The sequence below is a fragment of the Kluyvera sp. genome, from assembly GCF_047971185.1.
Lineage (GTDB): Bacteria > Pseudomonadota > Gammaproteobacteria > Enterobacterales > Enterobacteriaceae > Kluyvera.
In genome coordinates this window covers 1-21,237 of record NZ_JBKDZH010000099.1, presented here as the reverse complement: position 1 = coordinate 21,237, position 21,237 = coordinate 1, and the positions used below count along the sequence as shown (strand labels likewise).

Annotated in this window: 18 protein-coding genes and 2 pseudogenes; 4 read left to right on the top strand and 16 right to left on the bottom strand. The window is 58.4% G+C overall.

Annotation, left to right across the window (positions count from 1 at the left end):
• Window positions 1-2: 2 nt before the first annotated feature.
• On the bottom strand, window positions 3-497 hold the full coding sequence (locus tag ACK5JN_RS20645) for a molybdopterin-dependent oxidoreductase (protein ID WP_416871868.1): 495 nt from the start codon (window positions 495-497) through the stop codon (window positions 3-5).
• A gap of 338 nt (window positions 498-835) precedes the next feature.
• On the opposite strand from ACK5JN_RS20645, the gene ACK5JN_RS20640 reads away from it, so the two are divergent.
• Window positions 836-1,147 carry a hypothetical protein gene (locus tag ACK5JN_RS20640; RefSeq protein WP_416871867.1) on the top strand — a complete coding sequence of 104 codons (312 nt, stop codon included), beginning with the start codon at window positions 836-838 and terminating at the stop codon, window positions 1,145-1,147.
• 113 nt (window positions 1,148-1,260) lie between these two features.
• Here ACK5JN_RS20640 and ACK5JN_RS20635 read toward each other — a convergent pair whose 3' ends face one another.
• From ACK5JN_RS20635 to ACK5JN_RS20625, 3 genes are read right to left on the bottom strand one after another with little or no spacing between them, the layout of a single operon-like run.
• Entirely contained in the window at window positions 1,261-3,048 is a 1,788-nt protein-coding gene (locus tag ACK5JN_RS20635) for an aryl-sulfate sulfotransferase (RefSeq protein WP_416871866.1), read from the bottom strand.
• A gap of 23 nt (window positions 3,049-3,071) precedes the next feature.
• Window positions 3,072-3,815: an ABC transporter ATP-binding protein gene (locus tag ACK5JN_RS20630; RefSeq protein WP_416871865.1), complete on the bottom strand. Its 744-nt coding sequence runs from the start codon at window positions 3,813-3,815 to the stop codon at window positions 3,072-3,074.
• Window positions 3,812-5,380 (bottom strand): ABC transporter permease, encoded by a 1,569-nt coding sequence (locus tag ACK5JN_RS20625; RefSeq protein ID WP_416871864.1) that lies wholly within the window; start codon window positions 5,378-5,380, stop codon window positions 3,812-3,814. The genes ACK5JN_RS20630 and ACK5JN_RS20625 overlap by 4 nt, the downstream gene beginning before the upstream one ends.
• A 222-nt stretch (window positions 5,381-5,602) precedes the next feature.
• Between ACK5JN_RS20625 and ACK5JN_RS20620 the strand changes: the two genes are divergently transcribed.
• Window positions 5,603-6,670 carry an ABC transporter substrate-binding protein gene (locus ACK5JN_RS20620; RefSeq protein ID WP_416871863.1) on the top strand — a complete coding sequence of 356 codons (1,068 nt, stop codon included), beginning with the start codon at window positions 5,603-5,605 and terminating at the stop codon, window positions 6,668-6,670.
• Here the strand turns inward: ACK5JN_RS20620 and ACK5JN_RS20615 are convergent.
• From ACK5JN_RS20615 to ACK5JN_RS20605, 3 genes and pseudogenes are all read right to left on the bottom strand, one after another.
• The gene (locus tag ACK5JN_RS20615; RefSeq protein ID WP_416871862.1) at window positions 6,667-7,605 is read right to left on the bottom strand and encodes a LysR family transcriptional regulator; all 939 of its coding nucleotides are present in this window, start codon (window positions 7,603-7,605) and stop codon (window positions 6,667-6,669) included. The two genes, ACK5JN_RS20620 and ACK5JN_RS20615, sit on opposite strands and share 4 nt — an antisense overlap.
• A 77-nt stretch (window positions 7,606-7,682) precedes the next feature.
• Entirely contained in the window at window positions 7,683-9,467 is a 1,785-nt protein-coding gene (locus tag ACK5JN_RS20610) for a diguanylate cyclase (RefSeq protein ID WP_416871861.1), read from the bottom strand.
• 113 nt (window positions 9,468-9,580) lie between these two features.
• Window positions 9,581-10,693, bottom strand: a pseudogene (locus tag ACK5JN_RS20605) (AI-2E family transporter).
• Between the two features lie 295 nt (window positions 10,694-10,988).
• Between ACK5JN_RS20605 and ACK5JN_RS20600 the strand changes: the two are divergent.
• Together ACK5JN_RS20600 and ACK5JN_RS20595 are read left to right on the top strand one after the other, a co-directional pair.
• Entirely contained in the window at window positions 10,989-11,960 is a 972-nt protein-coding gene (locus ACK5JN_RS20600; protein WP_416871860.1) for a DUF1852 domain-containing protein, read from the top strand.
• A 27-nt stretch (window positions 11,961-11,987) separates the two neighbouring features.
• Window positions 11,988-13,019 (top strand): methionine synthase, encoded by a 1,032-nt coding sequence (locus ACK5JN_RS20595; RefSeq protein WP_416871859.1) that lies wholly within the window; start codon window positions 11,988-11,990, stop codon window positions 13,017-13,019.
• A gap of 47 nt (window positions 13,020-13,066) precedes the next feature.
• Here the strand turns inward: ACK5JN_RS20595 and ACK5JN_RS20590 are convergent, their stop codons facing one another.
• The 9 genes and pseudogenes from ACK5JN_RS20590 to ACK5JN_RS20550 form a co-directional block, all read right to left on the bottom strand.
• The gene (locus ACK5JN_RS20590) at window positions 13,067-13,459 is read right to left on the bottom strand and encodes a VOC family protein (protein ID WP_416871858.1); all 393 of its coding nucleotides are present in this window, start codon (window positions 13,457-13,459) and stop codon (window positions 13,067-13,069) included.
• A 99-nt stretch (window positions 13,460-13,558) separates the two neighbouring features.
• On the bottom strand, window positions 13,559-15,016 hold the full coding sequence (gene nuoN, locus ACK5JN_RS20585) for an NADH-quinone oxidoreductase subunit NuoN (protein ID WP_416871857.1): 1,458 nt from the start codon (window positions 15,014-15,016) through the stop codon (window positions 13,559-13,561).
• A gap of 6 nt (window positions 15,017-15,022) precedes the next feature.
• Complete coding sequence (gene nuoM / locus ACK5JN_RS20580; protein WP_416871856.1) at window positions 15,023-16,552, bottom strand: NADH-quinone oxidoreductase subunit M; 1,530 nt, start codon at window positions 16,550-16,552, stop codon at window positions 15,023-15,025.
• A gap of 101 nt (window positions 16,553-16,653) precedes the next feature.
• On the bottom strand, window positions 16,654-18,495 hold the full coding sequence (nuoL, locus tag ACK5JN_RS20575) for an NADH-quinone oxidoreductase subunit L (RefSeq protein WP_416871855.1): 1,842 nt from the start codon (window positions 18,493-18,495) through the stop codon (window positions 16,654-16,656).
• Window positions 18,492-18,794, bottom strand: coding sequence for an NADH-quinone oxidoreductase subunit NuoK (nuoK, locus tag ACK5JN_RS20570; protein ID WP_416871854.1), 303 nt, complete (start codon window positions 18,792-18,794; stop codon window positions 18,492-18,494). The genes nuoL and nuoK overlap by 4 nt, the downstream gene beginning before the upstream one ends.
• Window positions 18,791-19,345 (bottom strand): NADH-quinone oxidoreductase subunit J, encoded by a 555-nt coding sequence (gene nuoJ / locus ACK5JN_RS20565; protein WP_416871853.1) that lies wholly within the window; start codon window positions 19,343-19,345, stop codon window positions 18,791-18,793. The genes nuoK and nuoJ overlap by 4 nt, the downstream gene beginning before the upstream one ends.
• Window positions 19,346-19,355: 10 nt before the next feature.
• Window positions 19,356-19,898: an NADH-quinone oxidoreductase subunit NuoI gene (nuoI, locus tag ACK5JN_RS20560; RefSeq protein ID WP_416871852.1), complete on the bottom strand. Its 543-nt coding sequence runs from the start codon at window positions 19,896-19,898 to the stop codon at window positions 19,356-19,358.
• A 9-nt stretch (window positions 19,899-19,907) separates the two neighbouring features.
• On the bottom strand, window positions 19,908-20,876 hold the full coding sequence (gene nuoH, locus ACK5JN_RS20555; RefSeq protein WP_416871851.1) for an NADH-quinone oxidoreductase subunit NuoH: 969 nt from the start codon (window positions 20,874-20,876) through the stop codon (window positions 19,908-19,910).
• A pseudogene (locus ACK5JN_RS20550) lies at window positions 20,873-21,237 on the bottom strand (hypothetical protein); the annotation flags it as partial. The gene nuoH and the pseudogene ACK5JN_RS20550, both read right to left, overlap by 4 nt.

Sequence of the window (21,237 nt, the reverse complement as noted above, 5' to 3'; positions counted from 1 at the left end):
CCTTACTCAATATTCATTCTGCTGACCTGCCATGCCGAACGTGAATAATAAATCTGATTATTCAGTTCCGGCAGGCTGTCATAGGGATACACAACGAATAATGGGCCTTTATCACGGATACGCATATATTCTCCGTTGATTTTTAGGGCCAGGATAGCATTATACTTTTTGAAATCACTGAGCGGGATAACGGTCGTATAATCATTAAGCGCAGTGACCTTCACTACCGTCCCCTTAGCCCCGACGTACTCCATCAGTTTTTGCAGCGGGATACCCGTAAAAGTCGTACGCCCATTATACCACGGCGAAGTGGTCTGAAAGCTGACCGTACCCATTTTCTCAAGGCTGGCGATATCAAAAACGGCTTTCCCGGCTTCATTGGTATTTTCTATATTCCCGGAAATCGTTAAAAGGACCTTACCCGTAGGTCTGGCAAGCTCACCGGCCCAGAGCTGGGTGCAGACCACAAAGCCTAACAACATGACCATTAATCGCATACCAACCTCAACGCTCTACCGGATAAAAATGAATTATAATTTAGTTAACATGCTATTTATATATGCCAGCGGGTTATTATTGGAATAATAATTTAACTTAAGCGTTATCTCATTTATATCAACGAGTTAAAATATCCACAGAATTACTGGTGATTAAGTAACATCGCAATCATTATTTACCACAAGCTTAATTATTTTATACTCATACAGCGTCTGGCCAGAGCACACAAATACACATAAAGATAAAGGTTTATTGCTCGGAGTCTCGACCACCGAAGTCATTCAATAACGCGCCAGCCAGTGGTAAGGTAATATTTTTCCCGATAGAGGCAGCGCAAATGATTGTAAGGACCTGGCACGGTTGCGTCCCACTTAAACATGCAGAGGGGTTCGCAAAGCACCTTGAAAAGACGGGCGTAGAGCATTCGAAGAGCATAGATGGAAACCAGGGCGCGTTTGTACGCCGGGAAACCCAGGGAGAATGGGAGCACTTCTTTTTGGCCACCTACTGGCAGGATCTCCGGTCAATAAAGGCGTTCGCTGGCGAAAACTATCACGTGGCGGTGACCTATCCGGATGACGAAGTATTTGCGTTGCTGTCAGACCCTTACGTTTTTCAGCATGAGGTTGAAGAGGTTTCCCCGCTATAAACGCTTCCCGGGAAATCCGACGATCGGTTGCCCGGGTGGCTACATGCTTGCCATTCACGTCCGCCTGGCGTCAGACGGACGTAACCTTACTCCCCCTTCCCCGGTCCCGGCTTTCAGCCAATCGCGTCGTCCAGCCACGCCTGTAGCCCGGCCTGCGACAGCTGCGCTGGTCCGCGCGCCGTGGGTTGCCCCTGCTTTAACACCAGCAGCGTAGGCAGGCCGCGCACGCCAAGAGTCGTAGCAAGCTCCTGATGCTGGTCGGCATCGAGATAGCGGGTATCCAGCGCGGCGATCCGCTGTCTGAGCGTCTCATGCGCCAGCAGCTGCCAGAGTTTGCGGCAATGCACGCAGCGTTCGGCGCCAACAAACAGCAGGATTGGGCGTTCACTGACCAGTTCATCGGCGGCGCTGACCGGGCTGAAGACGCTTTCCGCCACGCGGAACAGCTTCGGGCTGCGGCGCAGGGTGTCATTATCGGTTGCTACGCACAGGGCGTCGGCGCTTTTGCTGTACGGCTGCACGCCCGCCACCCGCACCACGCTGTGCGCCGGGCCAAATGCTGCCGCGCCCGGCTGGCGTAAGGTGCGAACATCCACGGCGACAATCGGCGTCTCCTGCGGCTGTGCCAGCTGCGGGATCCAGCCGTACGGAATACGGTAAGCGCGGTAAACCATATTGTTATTCAGCGTCTTACCCCAGAACGGTGAAATATATTCCCAGACGATCTCGTGGTCGCGGGTGACCTCAAAAACGCGCCCGTTCGAGCCTTCGTTAATCAGGGTATTGCCGTTTTCCAGGCGCTGCATATTACTGATGTACGGGCTATAGAAACGATAAGAATCGGTCGGCTGCGGCAGGTCGGCCTCATACGGCGAGTAGCGCCATTCGATATCCAGCGTAATCGGGTTGATCTCAAGGATCCGCGAATAGTCGCGCCAGGCATTTTTCACGCCGTCTGCCGACGCCGGGTTCGGCGCGCCGTATCCGGCCCAGCCGCCGTTATCGAAAATCAGAATATTGCCCGCGCCCGGCAGCCCCTGTGGGATCATATGCGCATGGTGCTGGCCGATAATCCAGCCGATATGCTTCAGCTCCGGCTTACTATAGTCCGGGCCAAGCTGCCAGACGATGCTGCCGCTTTGCTTGTCGATAATGGCGATAATATTCGATTCGCGGGCATCCCAGATAATGTTATCAGGGTGGAAGCGTTGGTCGCCGGCGTCATACCATTTATTCGGCCCCAGCGCCGACATCGAGTTGATGTGCATCCAGTCGCCCATCCCACCGCCGCTGGCACGCATATTCGGGTTGTTATACAGCGCGGTGCGCGCCGCGTCGTCGAAGTCCAGCTCGTGGAAATGGTCGCTGCAACGCCATTCCCATACCACGTTACCCTGCCAGTCGACCTCAATAATGGTGTCGTCCAGCAACAGCTTGTCGGAAATGGCCTCATTCACCAGGTTGGTGTGCGCCAGAATCAGCGTATTGCCCCCATCCACCTGCGGTTCCAGCCCCGGCGCGTAGTAGCCCACCGGGTTCCCCGCTCGCTGATAGTCATGGTGCGCGCGCGCCATCCAGCGCGTTTCATTGCCGGGGTCGCTCACCTGCTCGTAGCGGTCGAACTTCCAGGTGACGTTGCCTTCCCAGTCGACCTGAATCAGGTCGAGCATATCCTGCATGCCATAGCGCGGATCGCGTTCGCCGCTGTGGCCGAGAATCGCGCCGCCGGGCAGGATTTTATTGGGAAATCCGTGCAGTTCTGGCCACTCACGCACCACGTGACCGTTCATATCCACCAGCACCGCACCGTGCTCGGTGGCCTGGAAAAGGGTGTAGCCGCTCCAGGCGCGCTGCGGATCGTAGAGGGTCGCGCCGGTTGGGTAGACGGTAGGATGTCCCATAGTTTGCTCCTTGAAGAAAAGAATCAGGCTGATGTAATTAATTGGCGAATATGCCGGCAGGCGGCGGTAAACGAGGCGTCATCGCGCAGACGTGGGTGCGGCAGCGCCAGGCTAACCACTTCCCGTATCCGCCCCGGGCGCGGCGAGAGCACCACCACTCGGTCGGCCAGCGCTACCGCCTCTTCCACATCGTGAGTCACCAGCAGCGTGGTGGTGCCGGTGCTTTGGTGAATCTGTAACAACTCCTGCTGGAGGGTGTGGCGCGTCAGAGCATCCAGCGCGCCGAACGGCTCGTCGAGCATCAGAATCTGCGGTCGGGCGACCAGGCCGCGAGCAATCGCCACCCGCTGGGCCATACCGCCAGAGAGCTGAGCCGGCAGCGCGCTGGCGAACTCGGTCAGCTGGACGCGCGCCAGCATTGCCTGCGCGCGCTGGCGTTTCTCCTCCCGGCTGAGCTTTTCATCCGCCAGGCCTAGCATCACGTTGTCGATAACGTTCAGCCACGGGAACAGGCGCGGTTCCTGAAAGACGATGCCGCGCTCTTTACCCACACCGGTCACCGCTTCGCCGTTAATGTATATTTCCCCCTGCGTGGTGGCTTCCAGGCCCACCAGCATCCGCAGCAGCGTCGATTTACCGCAGCCGCTGCTGCCCACTAATGCCACCAGCTCACCGGCGGCAATATCCAGGCTAAAGTTCTGTAGCGCGGTTACCTGTTGCCAGGATTTACGCACCTGCTGAAAAGAGACCAGCGTTGAAGAGGTCATAGTTGCTCCTGTTGACGCCAGCGGGTGGCGCGAATTTCCAGTACTCGTCCGGCTTTATCCAGCGCCGCGCCGGTAATACCGACCAGCACCATGCCGCAAAGAATGGTCGGCATATCCAGCAGCTGCTGGGCGTTGATCATCAGGCTGCCAATCCCAATGCCGGAGGACATGAAGTACTCCGCGCCGATGTTGCCAAGCCAGGCGTAGATCAGCGCCAGCCGTAGCCCGGCGAAAATACCCGGCGCCGCGCCGGGAAGAATCAGGGTGCGCAGGCGAGCGAAGCCGTTCAGGCGCAGGACGTTAGCCACCTCATCCAGCTGTGGGTTACGCTGGCAGACGGCCTGTAACGTGCTGAAGAACATGGGGAAAAACGAAGCCAGCGCGATAAAGACGATTTTGCCACCGTTGTCGTTGCCCACCCACGCGGTCAGCAACGGCAGCCAGGCAAACAGCGCAATATGACGCAGGACGTTGAGCGTCGGCGTAAAAATGTGCCCGGCACGCGGACGCAGGGCCAGCAGCAGCCCGCATAATAAGCCGCTCGCGATCCCCAGCGTGCCGCCAACCAGCGCGCGGCCCAGGCTGGCCAGCATTGCCGACGTCAATTCACCGGTGACGATGCCCTGCACAAAGCGCTCCGCGACCGCCAGCGGCGACGAAAACAACGCGCCGTCAATCCAGCCCCACTGGCTCGCCAGCTGCCACAGCATCAGCAGCACCACCGGAAGCTGCAACGCGCGCCAGCTGGCCTGCGGTGTCCAGGCCAGACGGCCCGTCGCCGGCTGCGGCCAGAACACCAGCCGCCTATAGGCCCGGTTAGCCGCCCACTCCATCAGCATGCCGCTTATCCCCACCACCGCGATGGTGACGAAGACGATATCCAGCTGAAACAGCTGACGGCCCCAGACCATCAGGTAACCAATCCCCTCGGAAGAGGCCAGCAGCTCCACGACGATAAGCGATACCCAGGCCTGTGAAAGCGCCAGCCGCAGGCCGGTAAACCATCCCGGCAGGCTCGCCGGGATCACCAGCCAGCGCAGGCGCTGCCAGCGAGAAAAGTTCATCACCCTCCCCGCTTCACTGAGCGTCAGCGGCACGCTGGCCACCGCCTGCTGGGTGTTGAGGGTCATTGGTACGATGGTGGTTTTGACAATCACCGCCAGCTTCAGGCCGTTATCAATGCCGAACAGCACCATAAACAGCGGGATCCAGCCCAGCGTCGGTATCTGCGCCAGCGCGTAAAACAGCGGCTCCACCCGCTGGGCCGCCGCTGGCAGCAGGCCAAATAGCGCCCCGAGCAGCGTCCCGGCAAGCGTGCCCAGCAGCAGACCCAGCGCCAGATGCTGGAGGCTAAACCCCCACTGCGCCAGCAGGTCACCGCTCAGCAGCGACAGCGCGGTTTCGGCGACCAGCGCCGGGGCCGGGAGAATCTGCTCCGGCATCCAGCGCTGGCGAGCCGCGATATACCACAGGACAAACAGCAGTGCGGGCAGCAGCCACGGCCAGCCGTTCAGCCTGATTTTCAGTCTGTTAGGGGTAGCGGTTCTGATCAGTATCTGCGACATAGCGGTCCACTTTTCGTGAAGTTATGTCGCTATAAAAACGTGACTTTCCGCACACCGCCATTGCGTTAAGCGAATAATCCCGATGCAACAAATGCATTTCAGCCTGCCGGGTACGCGGCCTTTGATTTAGCTTTTTTTTACCTTTGCTTTGCCAATAAAAATATTTAACAGCGGGGCGGGCGGCTCTTTAGGGTGAGAAAAAACTCAGGGGAGCAAGACGTTATGATGAAAGCACTTTTTCACCACACCTTACTGGCGCTAACGGCAACCGTTGGCCTGATGACCAGCCTTCACGCCGAAGAGCTGCGTACCATCCGCATCGGCGTACCGGACCAAAGCGCGGGCAGTCAGCCATTTATCGAAGGGCCGGTGGGCATGGCGTATATTCGCCATCAGCTCGAAGCGGTGTTTAAGCCTCAGGGCGTCGAGGTTCAGTGGCAGTTCTTTAAAGGCGCGGGCCCGGCGGTAAACGAGGCGCTGGCCAACCGCCAGCTTGATTTTGTCTACCTCGGCGATCTGGCGGCCATTATCGGCAAAGCCAACGGGCTGCCGACGCGCCTGCTGCTGGGCAGCCGCGGTTCGGAGTCCTACCTCGCCGCCGCCAAAACGTCTGGCATTAAAACGCTGGCCGACCTGAAGGGCAAGCGCGTGGCGGTGTATCGCGGCACGGCGGACCAGCTGGCCTTTGACCGCGCGCTTCACGCCGCCGGGCTAACCGAACGTAACATGCAGGTGATCAATCTGGACTGGAACGCGGGCAAAGCGGCGCTGGCCGCGGGCCGTGTCGATGCGGTGTGGGGCGGCGTATCGCTGCTGGCGCTGCGCGGCGATAAGATAGACGTGGTGGTGAAAAGCGGTGACTCCGGGCGTCAGAACACCACGCAGGCCGGGTTCCTGGGCACTCAAACCTTTATCGAAGCCTGGCCGCAGGCCACCCAGCAGATTATCGATGTGCTGGTGAAAAACGCCGCCGAAATCAGCGATGCCGCCAATCGCGAGGCCTGGTCAGCCGAAATGGCGAAGCAGAGCCAGATCCCACAGGCGCTGTTCCTCGAAGAGCTCAAGCCGCAGGATCTGAACTTTACCACTTCCCCACGCATCGATCCGTTCCTGACCGACAGCTTCAGCAGCAGCGTGGAGCAGGCGAAAAATGGCCGCTTGATCCGCAGCGCGTTTGACGCGAAGCAATGGGTTGACGGTCAGTTTGTCGAGCAGGCGTTGAAAAATCAGCAGCTGGAAAAACGCTGGCCGCAGTACGATGCGCAAGGCCAGCCGATCAACGCCGGTTAAGCCCCCTGCGCCTGCGCCAACGGCTGAAGCTGACGATCGGCATGCAGGATAATCTCCATCAGCTTTTGTGCCAGCGGCGGCTGGGCGGCGTGAACCGGGGAGATAATCGCAAACCGGGTCTGCATCAGCCGCCACTCGTCCGGCAGGTCGCTCAGTTCCAGCTTAACCAGCCGATGGCTGTGCTGGCACAGCGCGAAGCCATCTTCACTGGCGAAGCTTATGGCATTGGTGTGCGCCAGCGTCGACAGCAGCGCGTAGATATGGTCGCACTGAATGGCTGGCGAAAAGTCCTGCTGCTGGCTCAGCGTCGCCAGCACTTTGCGCACGCCCGGCGGTAAATACGGTGCGGCGAACGGGTAGCGCAGCATCTGTTGAATGGCGACCGGTCCCTGCCCGGCCAGTGGGTGGTCCGCGTGGCACACGAAGAAACAGCGCTGCGGGCTGAGCGGCTGGACCCGAAGCTGCGGGTCCAGTTCGGCCTGCCAGCTGTCGGCGACGACAAAAGGAAACTGTTGCGTGGTCAGCGCATGGTGCAGGGCAAACCAGTTGTCGATATGGAAACGTACCCGCGCCTGCGGCAGGCGACGATGAAATTCACCCACCGCCGTCGGGATCAGCCGCGCGCCGGGAGCCGGGCCACAGCCAAAAGCGATCTCCCCGCTTTGTACATCGTCCGCTTCGCGCAGATGGCTGCTGAGTTCGATATTCAGCTCCTGGAAACGTCGCGCGTAGGGCAGCAGCGTTTGTCCATGCAGCGTCAGGGTCGGTAGCTTACTCTGGCGGTCAAACAGCGGGTGGCCGACACTCTGCTCCAGCGCCTGAATGCTGCGGCTGAACGCCGACTGCGACAGGCAGACCGCCTCCGCCGCGCGATTAAAACTGCCATATTCAACCAGCGCGACAAAGTTGCGCAGTTGGCGAAAATCCAGATGCATAGGCCCGCTTTATCTTTTGTTTATATTCAATCACAGTACTGGAAAGTGGCGGTCGAGCGCAACGACGCGGTGCCCCCTCACCCGGCCTCCAGCATGCCAAAGCTGACAATCCGCGCGCGCCCAAGCTCCTTCGCCCGATACAGCGCCACGTCCGCCGCGCGCAGCAGGTTGTCGCTTTGTACATGCTCCGGATAGCTGGCCACGCCAATGGAGACATCAACGTGGCCAATATCCGTTCCGGCAAAGCGCAGCGCCATCTCACGGACGCCGTTGTAGATATCGGACGCCACCCGGCTTGCGGCCTCTTCATCCATGCCGTTGAGCAGCACCAGAAACTCTTCGCCGCCGTAGCGGAAGGCCGTGCCGTGACCGCGCACCACGCGCTGAATAATCGCGGCGACGCTTTTAATCACCCCGTCGCCCGCCTCGTGGCCAAACCTGTCGTTAATGTGCTTGAAGTGGTCGATATCGATCATCAGACAGCTCAGCGGCTCTTTGTTTCGCATCGCATCGCCTAGCTGTTTGCCCAGCGAATCTTCCAGATGATGGCGGTTCCGCAGCCCGGTCAGCGGGTCGTACAGCGCTTTTTCCAGCAGCGCGTCGCGCAGACGCTGGTTGGCGAGGGCCAGGCCAAGCGCCTCCGCCATCAGCTCCAGATAGGCCCGCGACGGCGCGGTGTCTTCGCTGATATTCTGGAATGAGAGCAAACCAATCGCTTCGCCCTGGGCTATCAGCGGTACGCACAGGGTGTGATTGAGGCAGGCTTCCGGCAGATGGTAGCAGCCAATGTCCGGCTCGCCGTGTACCGGCGGATGGCTCTGCCCGCGCCGCACCGCCCAGCATTCATCCGGGTGGAAAGGCTCGGCCTTGCCCTCCGGCGAGAGCCATTCCGCGACGCAGCGCATCTGCCACGGCTCGCGATCCAGAACGAATAACCGCCCGGCGACGCCGGGGGCAATGTTTGGCGCGAACAGCTGCGCCACGTTCACCACATCATCGAAATTTTCACAGCCTTGTAAACGCTGGGTCATCCGCGCCAGCAGTTCGCGTATCGCCCAGTTGGCATCGCGCTCTTTCTCCAGCCGCTGGCGGGCCAGGCCATTCTCGCGGAACATGCGCACGGCCTGCGCCATATCGCCAATTTCATCAATCTGCTTGAAGTCGGGGGTTTCCACCGCATAATCCTGCGACGCCAGCCGGTGGACCACGTCGCTCAGGCGGACAACGGGGCGCAGTACCCGGTGCTTTAAAATAAAGCCCAGCACAAACAAGAACAGCAGCGCGGTTAGCCCGACCATCACTTCCGATAGCGTACGCAGCAGGCGGGACGCCCGCGTCGCATCGTCAATCGCGTCGCGCGCGCGGTTATCCAGCAGCTGGCGGAAGTGGTCGAATCGCGCCTGCGCGCGATCCAGCTCCTGTTCATACATTTTGCCGTAGAGCAGCGTCATGGCCTGAGCCGTATCGCCCTGCTCCATGCTGGCCAGCGCCGTCTCCTGCTCATCCTGCAGGGCATCGACAATTTGTACCCCTTCATGCAACAGCGCCAGCTCTTCCCCCGACGCGCCGGCGTCGTTCAGCTTCGCCAGCCGGTGTTCAATCGTTTTTAGCAACGTTTCCTTCTGGCGGTACGCTTTCAGCACATCCGGATCTTTGCCGACGACGTACAACCGCGCCAGGCTGGACAACGCCCACGCATCGTTGTCGATCTCCTCGGTGAGCTGGCCAAATACCTGCCGCTGCGCCACAGCCTGGCGTTCAGTGTTATCAGCGCTGGAGGCCATCAGCATGACAACGCCGGAGGCGATCGTCAGACATACCGTCGCACCGTAGGCCCAGTTTGTTATGGTAGCGATTCTCACCAGAGGGTTCCTTCTGCGACGAATAATGAATAAGCATTATGGAAATTATAGGAAACGCCGGTTTTCACGTGGCAATAAAAAAGCGGCCGCAGCCGCCTTTTGTTATCGTCACCTCATTCCGCATCTGGAGGATTTTTACCTTCCGCCATAAACTCTTCGTCCAGCCCTTCGACGTTACCCGCGTGGTCACGCCCGGACAGCAGGTTCCAGCAGGCGAGGAACAGCGCGGCAATCAGCGGGCCGATCACAAAGCCGTTGATGCCGTAGATTTCCATACCGCCGATGGTGGTGATCAGAATCAGGTAGTCCGGCATTTTGGTGTCTTTGCCCACCAGCAGCGGGCGCAGAATATTGTCCACCAGCCCGACAATCACCACAAAGAAGCCCACAATGAACAGCCCCTGCCAGAGCTGTTCGGTAGCGAAGAGGAAAATCGCCGCCGGTATCCAGATAATCGCCGACCCCACCGCGGGCACCAGCGACAGAAACGCCATCAGCGCGCCCCACAGCACGCTGCCGTCGATATCGACAATGGCAAACGCAATGCCGCCCAGCGCCCCCTGCACTACCGCGACCACCGCCGTCCCCTTGACCGTTGCCCGGGTGACGCCGACGAATTTGGCGAACAGATGCTGCTTGACGAAATCGGTCAGCGGCAGTGAGTTCAGGATCTGATTAACCAGATACGGGCCGTCTTTTAGCAGGAAGAACAGCAGATACAGCATGATGCCGAAGCTAATCGCAAAGCCAAAGGTTCCTTTACCGATCAGGAAAGCGCTGCCAGCGAGATACTGCCCGCCCTGTAACGCCAGGTCGGAGAGTTTTTTCTGAATCTGCGCCACGTTATCCAGATCGTGTTCAATCAGGAAGCCGCGCGCCCAGTGCGGCAGGTGCGAGAAAATGCTGGCAATCACGCTCGGGAAGCGGGTGTTGTCCTGCTGGAGCTTGGTGTACACCTCGTTCAGCTCAAACGCCAGCGATGACAGAATCGCCATCAGCGGGATAAATACAATCAGGCAAATAATCAGAATAGTGATGAGCGACGCCAGTTCGTTGCGATCGCCGAGTGCGCTACGCAGCTTATTTTTCACCGGATTGAATACCACGGTGAGGATCGCGGCCCATAGAATGGCGGAAAAATAGGGTGAAAGTATGTCAAAGAACGCCTAGGTGACGAGGGCAAGGATAAAGATAAAGAAACCTTTGGTCAGTCCGTTAAAGCGCATTGCGGAGTCCTGTTGCGGGAAATCTGTGACGACTATAGGTGCGTTTACGGGGATTTACCAGGTCAGGGCCGCTCAGGCTGTGCGAATGTTGCGAAAACCGCAGCCTCCTCGCCGCATCATGAAGTTGTCTCATGTTGCAATGAAATTAAGTCGCTTTCACTCACCCAGAGGCTCTGGCATAAAATACACATCATTAACTTATTGGCAACATGAAATAGCCGAATGAGTGAGCCACAACACGCTGGACGATAAATACGCTCGGTTTTCATATCCCTACTCAGGAGGCAGGACAGCCATGAATAACGATTTTACATTTACCATTAAGCACAGCCTTTTCGACGAAAATTATAACCCTTCTGAGAATACGCGTATTACCACCAACTTTGCGAACCTCGCCCGCGGTGAAAATCGCCAGCAGAATCTACGCAATACGCTGAAGATGATTGATAACCGTTTCAATACCTTAGCCTACTGGGATAACCCGAAAGGTGACCGTTACTCCGTCGAGCTGGATATTATTTCCGTTGAGATGAATATTGCGGGCAGCGCCTTTCCGGCCATTGAAATTCTGAAAACCAATATTATTGATAAAAAAACCAACGAACGAATTGAAGGCATTGTTGGCAATAATTTCTCATCCTACGTGCGGGATTATGACTTTAGCGTCCTGCTGTTAGAGCACAATAAAAACCGCGCTGAATTTACCCTGCCTGAAAACTTTGGCGTTCTGCATGGCAACATCTTTAAGCATTTCGTTAATTCAGCGGAATACAAAGCGCAGTTTGAAAAGCCACCGGTGATCTGCCTTAGCGTGTCGAATAAGAACGCCTATCAGCAGACGGGCAATCAGCATCCGGTGCTGGGGATCGAATACCAGCAGCATGGTTCGTCGTTAACCGAGCGCTATTTCGGCAAAATGGGTCTTAAGGTGCGCTATTTCATGCCGAAAAACAGCGTTGCGCCGCTGGCCTTCTTCTTCACCGGCGACCTGCTGAGCGATTATACCGATCTGGAACTGATCGGTACCATCAGCACCATGGAGACGTTCCAGAAAATTTATCGTCCTGAAATTTATAACGCCAATTCGGCGGCGGGCTTGCACTATCAGCCGAACCTCAGTCATGAGGATCATTCATTAACCAAAATTGTTTACGACCGGGAAGAACGTAGCCGGCTCGCGATTGAGCAGGGCAAATTCACCGAAGAACACTTTATCAAACCGTACAAACAGATTCTTGAGCAATGGTCAGCCGACTACGCGCTTTAATGAATTCACATTTAAAGGTTATCTAATATGAAAACATTGCTCCCGACATCAACGGCTGGCAGCTTACCGAAACCGTCCTGGCTCGCGCAGCCGGAAACGCTGTGGTCACCGTGGAAATTGCAGAATGACGAGTTAATTCTGGGTAAGCAGGACGCGCTGCGTTTGTCGCTGGACGACCAGCTGCGCGCCGGCATTGATATTGTCAGCGACGGTGAGCAACCCCGTCAGCACTTTGTCACCACCTTTATTGAACACCTCAGCGGCGTCGATTTTGAAAAACGTGAAGTGGTGAAAATTCGTAATCGCTACGATGCCAGCGTGCCGACGGTGGTGGGTGCCGTGGAGCGTAAAAAACCGGTATTTGTGGACGACGCGCGATATTTACGTCAGCTCACGAAGCAGCCGATTAAATGGGCGCTGCCGGGGCCGATGACCATGATCGATACGCTGTACGACGCCCACTACAAAAGCCGCGAAAAGCTGGCCTGGGAATTTGCCAAAATCCTCAACCAGGAAGCGCGTGAACTGGAAGCGGCGGGCGTGGACATTATCCAGTTTGACGAGCCGGCCTTTAACGTCTTCTTCGATGAAGTCAACGACTGGGGCATCGCCACGCTGGAGCGCGCGATTGAAGGGCTGAAGTGCGAAACGGCGGTGCATATCTGCTACGGCTATGGGATCAAAGCCAACACCGACTGGAAAAAAACGCTGGGCAACGAGTGGCGTCAATATGAAGAAGCGTTCCCGAAGCTGCAGGCGTCGAATATCGATATCATCTCGCTGGAGTGCCACAACTCACGCGTACCGATGGATCTGCTGGAACTGATTCGCGGTAAAAAGGTGATGGTCGGGGCCATTGACGTCGCCAGCCATACGGTCGAGACGGCGGAAGAAGTTGCCGATACCCTGCGCAAAGCCCTGCAGTTTGTAGATGCCGACAAACTGTATCCGTCAACCAACTGCGGCATGGCACCTCTGCCGCGCCACGTGGTCCAGGGCAAGCTCAACGCGCTGAGCGCGGGGGCGGAAATCATACGTCGCGAGCTGACGGCGAAGTAACCTCACAACACATAGGCGATCGCCGGGATCGCCTGTTATTACGCGGGCTACGCGTTCTGATAAAGATCCCAGCGGTTTCCATACAAATCTTCAAACACCACCGTACCATACTCCTCTTCCCGCGGCGCTTCGCAAAAATGCACGCCTTTGGCCTTCATCGCATGGTAATCGCGCCAGAAATCATCGGTCTGCAGAAACAGAAATACTCTCCCGCCGCATTGGTTGCCGATAAAACCTTCCTGCCGTTCATTGGACGCGCGCGCCAGCAGCAGATTGCAGTCGCTTTCCGGGTTGGGTGATACCACCACCCAGCGTTTACCCGGCTGTGGCGTATCTTCAATAAGCGTGAACCCCAGTTTGTCCGTGTAGTACTCAATCGCGCGGTCGTAGTCGTCGACCACAATGGCCACGTGCCCCAGACATCTTTTTTGCGTTCTCATTAGCGGCTCCATTCATCTTTATAGGCGAATACCCTACACGCTTTCAGGCATAAAAAAACCGCCGATTAATCGGCGGTTATTCACATCATCAACGCGACATTACATCAGCGGCATCGCCAGCTGCACAATGCTGATCAGCGGCTGCGGGTAGATACCCAGCACCAGCACCAGCAGTGCGGAGATCAGCACCACGATACCGCCCGCGCTGTACTGCCAGTTAGACGGCGCATCGCGGCCCGGCTGCTGCGGTGCGCTGAGGTACAGGCTCACGGCCACGCGCAGATAGTAGTAGAGACCAATCGCGGAACCAACCACGACCGCCCCCACCAGCCACCACAGGTGCGCCTGGACGCCGACGGCCAGCACGTAGAACTTACCGATAAAGCCCAGGGTCATCGGGATACCGGCCAGCGACAGCATCATCACCGTCATCACCGCCGCCAGAATCGGACGGTTCCAGAACAGGCCACGATAGGAGTACAGGGAATCCGCATCCGGCCCACGGTACGGGCTGGACATCAGGCTGACCACGCCGAACGCGCCGAGGCTGCTGAACAGATAACCGGCCAGGTAAACCCCAACGGTTTCCATCGACATTTCGCCGCTGTGCAGCGCAATCAGCGCCACCAGCAGGTAGCCGAGGTGAGAGATGGAGGAGTAACCGAGCAGACGTTTAATGTTGGTCTGGCTCAGCGCCATCAGGTTACCGAAGAGGATAGAGGCGAAGGCGATAAGGCCCAGCACCACGCGAATCGCTTCGCTGTCGCCCACCGGCGCGTACAGGAACAGACGCATCACCACCCCAAAAATGGCAATCTTGCTGGCGGTCGCCAGGAAGGTGGAGACCGGCGCTGGCGCGCCCTGGTAAACGTCCGGCGTCCACAGGTGGAACGGCACCAGCGAGAGCTTGAAGCCCAGACCGACGATCATCATCCCCAGACCCGCCAGCAGCAGCGGTTCGTGCAGCATGTTGTCGCTCAGGCTCTTACCAAGCGCCAGGAACGACAGGTCGCCAGACTGCGCGTACAGCAGCGCCATACCGAACAGCAGGAAGGACGACGCGGCGGCGGACAGAATGGTGTACTTGATGCTCGCTTCCAGCGAACGCTTCTGACGGAAGGCGTAGCCAATCAGGCCGAACAGCGGCAGCGAGATCAGCTCAATCCCGAGGAACAGCGCCGCCAGGTGGTTGGCGTTAGCCAGCAGAATGCCGCCGAGGGCAGCAATCAGCACCAGCAGGTAGAACTCTTCCTTGTTATCGGTATAGCCCTCAAGCCACGGATAGGCGAAGGTACAGGTCGCAAGGCTCGCCAGCAGTACCAGGCCGGTGTAGAGCATTGCGTAACCGTCAACGCGCATCAGCGGCGTGACGTCCATGGCGCCCGCCTGGCCAACAAACCAGAGCGACACCAGCGCGGCGTTAAGCCCAATGACCGACAGCGTGGCATTGAGGAAGTGATTGCGTCGCCACGCAATGGAGAGCATCACAACCACCACCGTCAAGCCGACGATCAGCAGCGGTAACAGCGCGATCAGTTGTTGTGGAGTTATTGTCATGGCGAATTACGGCCTTGTAGTTGAAACAGAATTAACAAACCACTGCTGGATGTTGCCCATCGCAGAATGTGACGTGTCCAGAATCGGCTGCGGGTAGAAGCCCAGCAGAACCAGAAGCACGACCAGCAACAGCACGATGAACAGCTCGCGCAGCGACATCCCTGGCAGCTCTTTTGCCGCGATTTCGCTCTTCGCTTTGCCGAAGTACGCACGGTGCAGCATCGCCAGCGAGTACACGGAAGCGAAGACCAGACCGAAGGTAGAAATCACCGTAATCACCGGCACGACTTTATAGCTACCGAACAGGATCATAAATTCGCCGACGAAGTTACCGGTACCCGGCATCCCCAGCGTGGCCACTGCGAAGAACATCGACAGCGCAGGCAGCCACTTAATTTTGCTCCACAGGCCGCCCATCTGACGCATGTCGCGGGTGTGCAGACGCTCGTACAGCTGGCCGCACAGAATGAACAGACCGGCAGCGGACAGACCGTGGGCAATCATCTGAATGACCGCCCCCTGGTACGCCAGCTGGGTGCCGGTGTAGATAGCAATCAGCACGAAGCCCATGTGGGAAACGGAGGTGTAGGCAATCAGACGTTTGATGTCGTACTGGCTAAAGGCCATCCACGCGCCGTAGAAGATACCGATGACGCCCAGCCACATCGCGATAGGCGCGAACTCGGCGGAGGCATTCGGGAACAGCGGCAGCGCGAAGCGCAGCAGACCGTAGGCGGCGGTTTTCAGCAGGATCCCCGCGAGGTCAACAGAACCTGCGGTCGGCGCCTGCGAGTGCGCGTCCGGCAGCCAGCCGTGCAGCGGCACCACCGGCATTTTCACCGCGAAGGCGATGAAGAAGCCGAGCATCAGCAGATATTCCACGCCGTGCGACATTGGGGTCTTCAGCAGGTCTTCATAGTTGAAGGTCCATACGCCGGTCGCGTTGTGGTGCACAAACACCAGCGCCAGGATGGCAATCAGCATCACCAGACCGCTCGCCTGGGTATAGATGAAGAACTTGGTGGCCGCCGTGATGCGCGTTTTACCGTCGGAGGCTTTGTGGCCCCACAGCGCGATCAGGAAGTACATCGGCACCAGCATCATCTCCCAGAAGAAGAAGAACAGGAACATGTCGATGGCCAGGAACACGCCGATCACGCCGCCCAGAATCCACATCAGGTTGAGGTGGAAGAAGCCCTGGTATTTCTCGATTTCACGCCAGGAACAGAGCACCGCCAGAACGCCCAGCAGGCCGGTCAGCACCACCATCAGCAGCGACAGACCGTCGATAGCCAGATGGAAGGTGATACCGAAGCGCGGGATCCACGGCAGAATAAACTCAGACTGCCACTGCGGCAGGCCGGCGGATTGCGTGAGTGAGTAGCCGCCCTGCAGCCACAGCTGCAGACCGAGCGCGAGCGTCAGTCCCATAGTGATCAACGCGATCCAGCGCGGCATCTTCACGCCGAAGCGTTCGGTCTGCCAGCAGAGGAAACCGCCGATAAAGGGAATCAGTATTAGCCAGGGTAATAACATGGCAATTCATTTCCTTATTAATCTATCCGGTGGCATTAGAGCCTGCCGGAACAGGAAAACAGCACGACATTTTCATGGGGAGGAACGCCCTCCCCAACGAATTAACGCAATACCATCAACAGCGCCAGCACCACCACGGCACCAATGCTCATCGACGCGACATACCAGCGCAGATAACCGTTCGCGCTCAGCACCAGGCCTTTGCCTGCAAAGCGAGAAAGGATAGCCGGAATGTTCATCAGCGCATTGAGCGGGTCGCTCTTCAGCAGCCAGGCGATGCCCAGGAACGGCTTAACGAACACTTTGTCGTATAGCCAGTCAAAGCCCCAGGCGTTATACCACCAGGTGCCCAGCAGACGGCCCGGCGCGCTGTTGGCAATCGAGGTGACGAGGGTACGTTTACCCAGCCACAGCCATGCGGCAATCAGGATCCCGGCAATCGCCACCACGCCAGAGGTGATTTCCAGCATCAGCACGCGGCCATGCTCCAGCTCGGTGGTGGACGGCAGCACGCCGTGCAGCGGCGGAACAATCAGCGCGCCCACGAAGGTCGACAGCACCATCAGCACGATCAGCGGCAGGTGGTGGGTAATCCCCTTCCCTGCGTGCGCATGAATCTGCTCTTTACCGTGGAAGACGATGAAGATCATGCGGAAGGTGTACAGCGAGGTCATGAACGCACCGACCAGGCCCGCCACCATCAGGTTGATATGACCGTTGGCCATCGCACCGGCGAGAATTTCGTCTTTACTGAAGAAGCCCGCGGTAATCAGCGGCAGCGCGGAGAGCGCGGCACCCCCGACCAGGAAGCAGGCATACACCAGCGGAATCGACTTACGCAGGCCACCCATCTTGAAGATGTTCTGTTCGTGATGACAGGCCAGAATCACCGAGCCGGACGCCAGGAACAGCAGCGCTATGAAGAACGCGAGGGTCATCAGGAGGAAAATCGCCGCATCCCACCCCTGCACGCCCAGCGCCAGGAACATGTAGCCAATCTGGCTCATGGTGGAGTATGCGAGAACGCGCTTGATATCGGTCTGCACTAGCGCGGCAAACCCTGCCAGCACCAGCGTAATCGCCCCCACAATGCCGACCAGATGCAGCACTTCCGGCGTCATCAGGAACAGGCCGTGGGTACGGGCAATCAGGTAGACACCGGCGGTCACCATCGTCGCGGCGTGGATCAGCGCGGAGACCGGCGTCGGGCCAGCCATCGCGTCCGCAAGCCAGGTTTGCAACGGCAGCTGCGCGGATTTACCCACCGCGCCGCCCAGCAGCATCAGCGTTGCCCACCACAGCATATCGTTGCCTGAGGCAAAGTGCGCCGGCGCCAGTTCAACCATTTCGCGGAAGTTCAGCGTGCCCAGCTCGTTGTAGAGGATGAACAGCGCGAACGCCAGGAATACGTCACCAACGCGGGTTACCACGAAGGCTTTCATTGCCGCAGCGCCATTCTTCGGATCGGTGTAGTAGAAACCAATCAGCAGATAGGAGCACAGGCCCACGCCTTCCCAGCCGAGGTACATCAGCAGCAGGTTATCCGCCAGCACCAGAACCACCATGCTGGCGATAAACAGGTTGGTGTAGGCGAAGAAACGAGAATAGCCCTCTTCTCCGCGCATATACCAGGAGGCGAACATGTGGATCAGGAAACCAACGCCGGTCACCACGGAGAGCATGGTCAGCGACAGGCCGTCCAGCACCAGGTTAAAACCGATGTTGAAGTCGCCGACTGACATCCACGTCCACAGCGGCTGGCTGTAAGCCTGCTGGCCATTGGCAAAGAAATCAACGCCAACAAACGCAGTCACCAGCGCGGCCAGACCGATCGACCCGACACCCACGGTAGCGGACAGATTTTCTGACCAACGACCACGAGAAAACGCCAGTAATACAAAGCCAATAAATGGCAGAATAATGGTTAAGGCAAGCATGTTCATCCACGCATCTCACTTACTGAATCGATGTTCAGGTTCTGGCGACGGCGATGAAGTTGCAGCAACAGCGCAAGCCCAATGCTCGCTTCGGCAGCCGCAAGGCTGATGGCGAGAATATACATCACCTGACCATCGGTCAGGCCCCAGTAGCGTCCGGCGACCACAAAGGCCAACGCGGAGGCGTTAATCATGATTTCCAGCCCGATCAGCATAAACAGCAGATTGCGGCGGATAACCAGACCGGTTAAGCCCAGCACGAATAAGATCGCAGCGAGGATCAGTCCATGTTGTAAGGGGATCATGCGTGCTCCTCCGTTTTTCTTTTCGCGCGGTCATCGGTGCGAGTGCTCAGCACTTCACCAGAACGCTCTTCGCGCCCCACGTGGAAGGCCACAACCAGACCAGCCAGCAGCAGCATCGAAGCCAGTTCAACCGCCAGTACATACGGTCCGAACAGGGAAATACCGACTGCTTTCGCGCTAATTGGCGTGCCGTCGATGCCCTGATCGTTAACGCCCAGAATGGCGTAAACAATAACCACCAGCATAATGGCCGACAGAATCGCCGGACCAATCCACACCTGCGGTTTCAGCCACTGACGTTCCTGCTCAATTTCAGAACCACCAAGGTTGAGCATCATCACCACGAACACGAACAGCACCATGATGGCGCCGGCGTAGACGATCACCTGCAGGGCACCGGCGAAGGCGGCGCCCAGGCAGAAGAAGATCATGGCCACGGCGATGAGGGAGATGATGAGATTGAGCAGCGCATGCATGGGATTGCTGGTGCTGATCACCCGCAGCGTGCTGTAAATGGCCACCAGGGCCGAGGCATAGAATGCCAGTTCCATGATTGACTCCTCAGGGCAGCAGGCTCTTGACGTCGATGGGTTTGGCCTCGTTCTCGGCATCCCCTTTCGGCTTGCCGTCGATGGCCATCCCGCTCATGCGATAGAAGTTGTAATCCGGGTATTTGCCGGGGCCGCTGATCAGCAGATCTTCCTTCTCGTACACCAGATCCTGGCGGCGATACTCCCCCATCTCGAAATCCGGCGTCAGCTGGATGGCGGTGGTGGGGCAGGCCTCCTCGCACAGGCCGCAGAAGATGCAGCGGGAGAAGTTGATGCGAAAGAACTCCGGGTACCAGCGGCCATCTTCCCGCTCGGTTTTTTGCAGCGAGATGCAGCCAACCGGGCAGGCCACGGCGCACAGGTTGCACGCCACGCAGCGCTCGTCGCCGTCGGGGTCACGGGTCAACACGATGCGGCCGCGATAGCGGGGCGGGGCATAGACCGCCTGCTCCGGGTAGTTCAGGGTTTCACGGGGCCGCCAGGCATGGGAGAAGACCATGGCCAGACTGCGTAACTGGGTGCCGACACCCTGGATAATGCTCACGATTTTCATACTTGTGTCTCACTGCACATTCATCAGCACCACGGCTGCGGTGACCAGCATGTTGATCAGGGTCAGCGGCAGGCACACCTTCCAGCCAAACGCCATCACCTGGTCAAAGCGCGGGCGGGGCAGGGAGGCCCGCAGCAGGATGAAGAACACCATGAAGCAGGCGGTCTTCAGGGCAAACCAGATGAAGGGCGGCAGCCAGGGGCCGTGCCAGCCACCGAAGAAGAGGGTCACGATGAGGGAGGAGATCAGCACGATGCCGATGTACTCGCCCACGAAGAAGAGACCCCACTTCATGCCTGCGTACTCGATGTGATAGCCGTCGGCGAGCTCCTGCTCGGCCTCCGGCTGATCGAACGGATGGCGGTGGGTGACGGCGACGCCGGCAAACAGGAAGGTGAGGAAGCCCAGGAACTGGGGGATCACGTTCCACATGCCGGCCTGGGCCTCGACGATGTCACGCAGGTTGAAGCTGCCGGCCTGGATGACGATGCCCATCAGCGACAAGCCCAGGAACACCTCGTAGGAGAGGGTTTGAGCCGAGGCGCGCAGGCTGCCGAGCAGGGAGTACTTGTTGTTGCTCGACCAGCCGGCGAACAGCACGGCGTAGACCGCCAGCCCCGCGATGGCCAGGATGTAGAGCAGGCCCACGTTGAGATCCGCCACGCCCCAGGTGGGGGTGATGGGCACCACCGCAAACGCCAGGATGAAGGCGGTGAAGGCGATGATGGGGGCCAGCACGAAGATCCGGCGATCCGCGAACGGGGGGATCCAGTCCTCCTTGAAGAACATCTTGACCATGTCGGCCGCCAGCTGCAGCAGGCCGAAGGGGCCCACCCGATTGGGGCCGTATCTGTCCTGCCACAGCGCCAGCAGGCGGCGCTCGATGAAGCTCATGAAGGCGCCAGCCCCCACTATGCCCACCAGCACGATCAGGGCCTTGCCGATCTCGATCAGCAGATCCATCAGGGCGTCGCTCATGCGATGACCTCCTGCAGATTATCGATGAGGGCGTGGTGCAGGGCGGTCGGCAGGCCGTTCATCCCGAGCGGCAGGCCGAGCAGCCCCTGAGCCAGGTTGTCGCTCAGTTGCAGACGCAGGCGCCAGTGGTTGCCACCCCAGGAGAGGGCGATCTCGCTGCCAGCACTGAGGGAGAGACGACTGGCGTCCGCCGGGTTCAGCACCAGGGTGGGCTCGCTCATCCGCGCCTGGATGACCGGGCTCTTGGCGGAGAGCTCTTCCGCGCCGAACAGCTGATCGTAACTCACCACCTGCAAGGCCGCCTGGGCACTGAAGGAGGTGGCTGAGAGGTAATGTGTCTTGTGATTGTGTGTTGATTCAT

Bases quoted from the DNA above. Each gene is read 5' to 3' on its own strand.
- ACK5JN_RS20590 (WP_416871858.1), bottom strand. From the start codon at position 13,459: ATGAGAACGCAAAAAAGATGTCTGGGGCACGTGGCCATTGTGGTCGAC.
- ACK5JN_RS20595 (WP_416871859.1), top strand. From the start codon at position 11,988: ATGAAAACATTGCTCCCGACATCAACGGCTGGCAGCTTACCGAAACCG.
- nuoH (WP_416871851.1), bottom strand. From the start codon at position 20,876: ATGAGCGACGCCCTGATGGATCTGCTGATCGAGATCGGCAAGGCCCTG.
- nuoN (WP_416871857.1), bottom strand. From the start codon at position 15,016: ATGACAATAACTCCACAACAACTGATCGCGCTGTTACCGCTGCTGATC.
- ACK5JN_RS20600 (WP_416871860.1), top strand. From the start codon at position 10,989: ATGAATAACGATTTTACATTTACCATTAAGCACAGCCTTTTCGACGAA.
- ACK5JN_RS20625 (WP_416871864.1), bottom strand. From the start codon at position 5,380: ATGTCGCAGATACTGATCAGAACCGCTACCCCTAACAGACTGAAAATC.
- ACK5JN_RS20620 (WP_416871863.1), top strand. From the start codon at position 5,603: ATGATGAAAGCACTTTTTCACCACACCTTACTGGCGCTAACGGCAACC.
- nuoL (WP_416871855.1), bottom strand. From the start codon at position 18,495: ATGAACATGCTTGCCTTAACCATTATTCTGCCATTTATTGGCTTTGTA.
- ACK5JN_RS20635 (WP_416871866.1), bottom strand. From the start codon at position 3,048: ATGGGACATCCTACCGTCTACCCAACCGGCGCGACCCTCTACGATCCG.
- ACK5JN_RS20630 (WP_416871865.1), bottom strand. From the start codon at position 3,815: ATGACCTCTTCAACGCTGGTCTCTTTTCAGCAGGTGCGTAAATCCTGG.
- ACK5JN_RS20645 (WP_416871868.1), bottom strand. From the start codon at position 497: ATGCGATTAATGGTCATGTTGTTAGGCTTTGTGGTCTGCACCCAGCTC.
- nuoI (WP_416871852.1), bottom strand. From the start codon at position 19,898: ATGAAAATCGTGAGCATTATCCAGGGTGTCGGCACCCAGTTACGCAGT.
- nuoJ (WP_416871853.1), bottom strand. From the start codon at position 19,345: ATGGAACTGGCATTCTATGCCTCGGCCCTGGTGGCCATTTACAGCACG.
- nuoK (WP_416871854.1), bottom strand. From the start codon at position 18,794: ATGATCCCCTTACAACATGGACTGATCCTCGCTGCGATCTTATTCGTG.
- ACK5JN_RS20640 (WP_416871867.1), top strand. From the start codon at position 836: ATGATTGTAAGGACCTGGCACGGTTGCGTCCCACTTAAACATGCAGAG.
- nuoM (WP_416871856.1), bottom strand. From the start codon at position 16,552: ATGTTATTACCCTGGCTAATACTGATTCCCTTTATCGGCGGTTTCCTC.
- ACK5JN_RS20615 (WP_416871862.1), bottom strand. From the start codon at position 7,605: ATGCATCTGGATTTTCGCCAACTGCGCAACTTTGTCGCGCTGGTTGAA.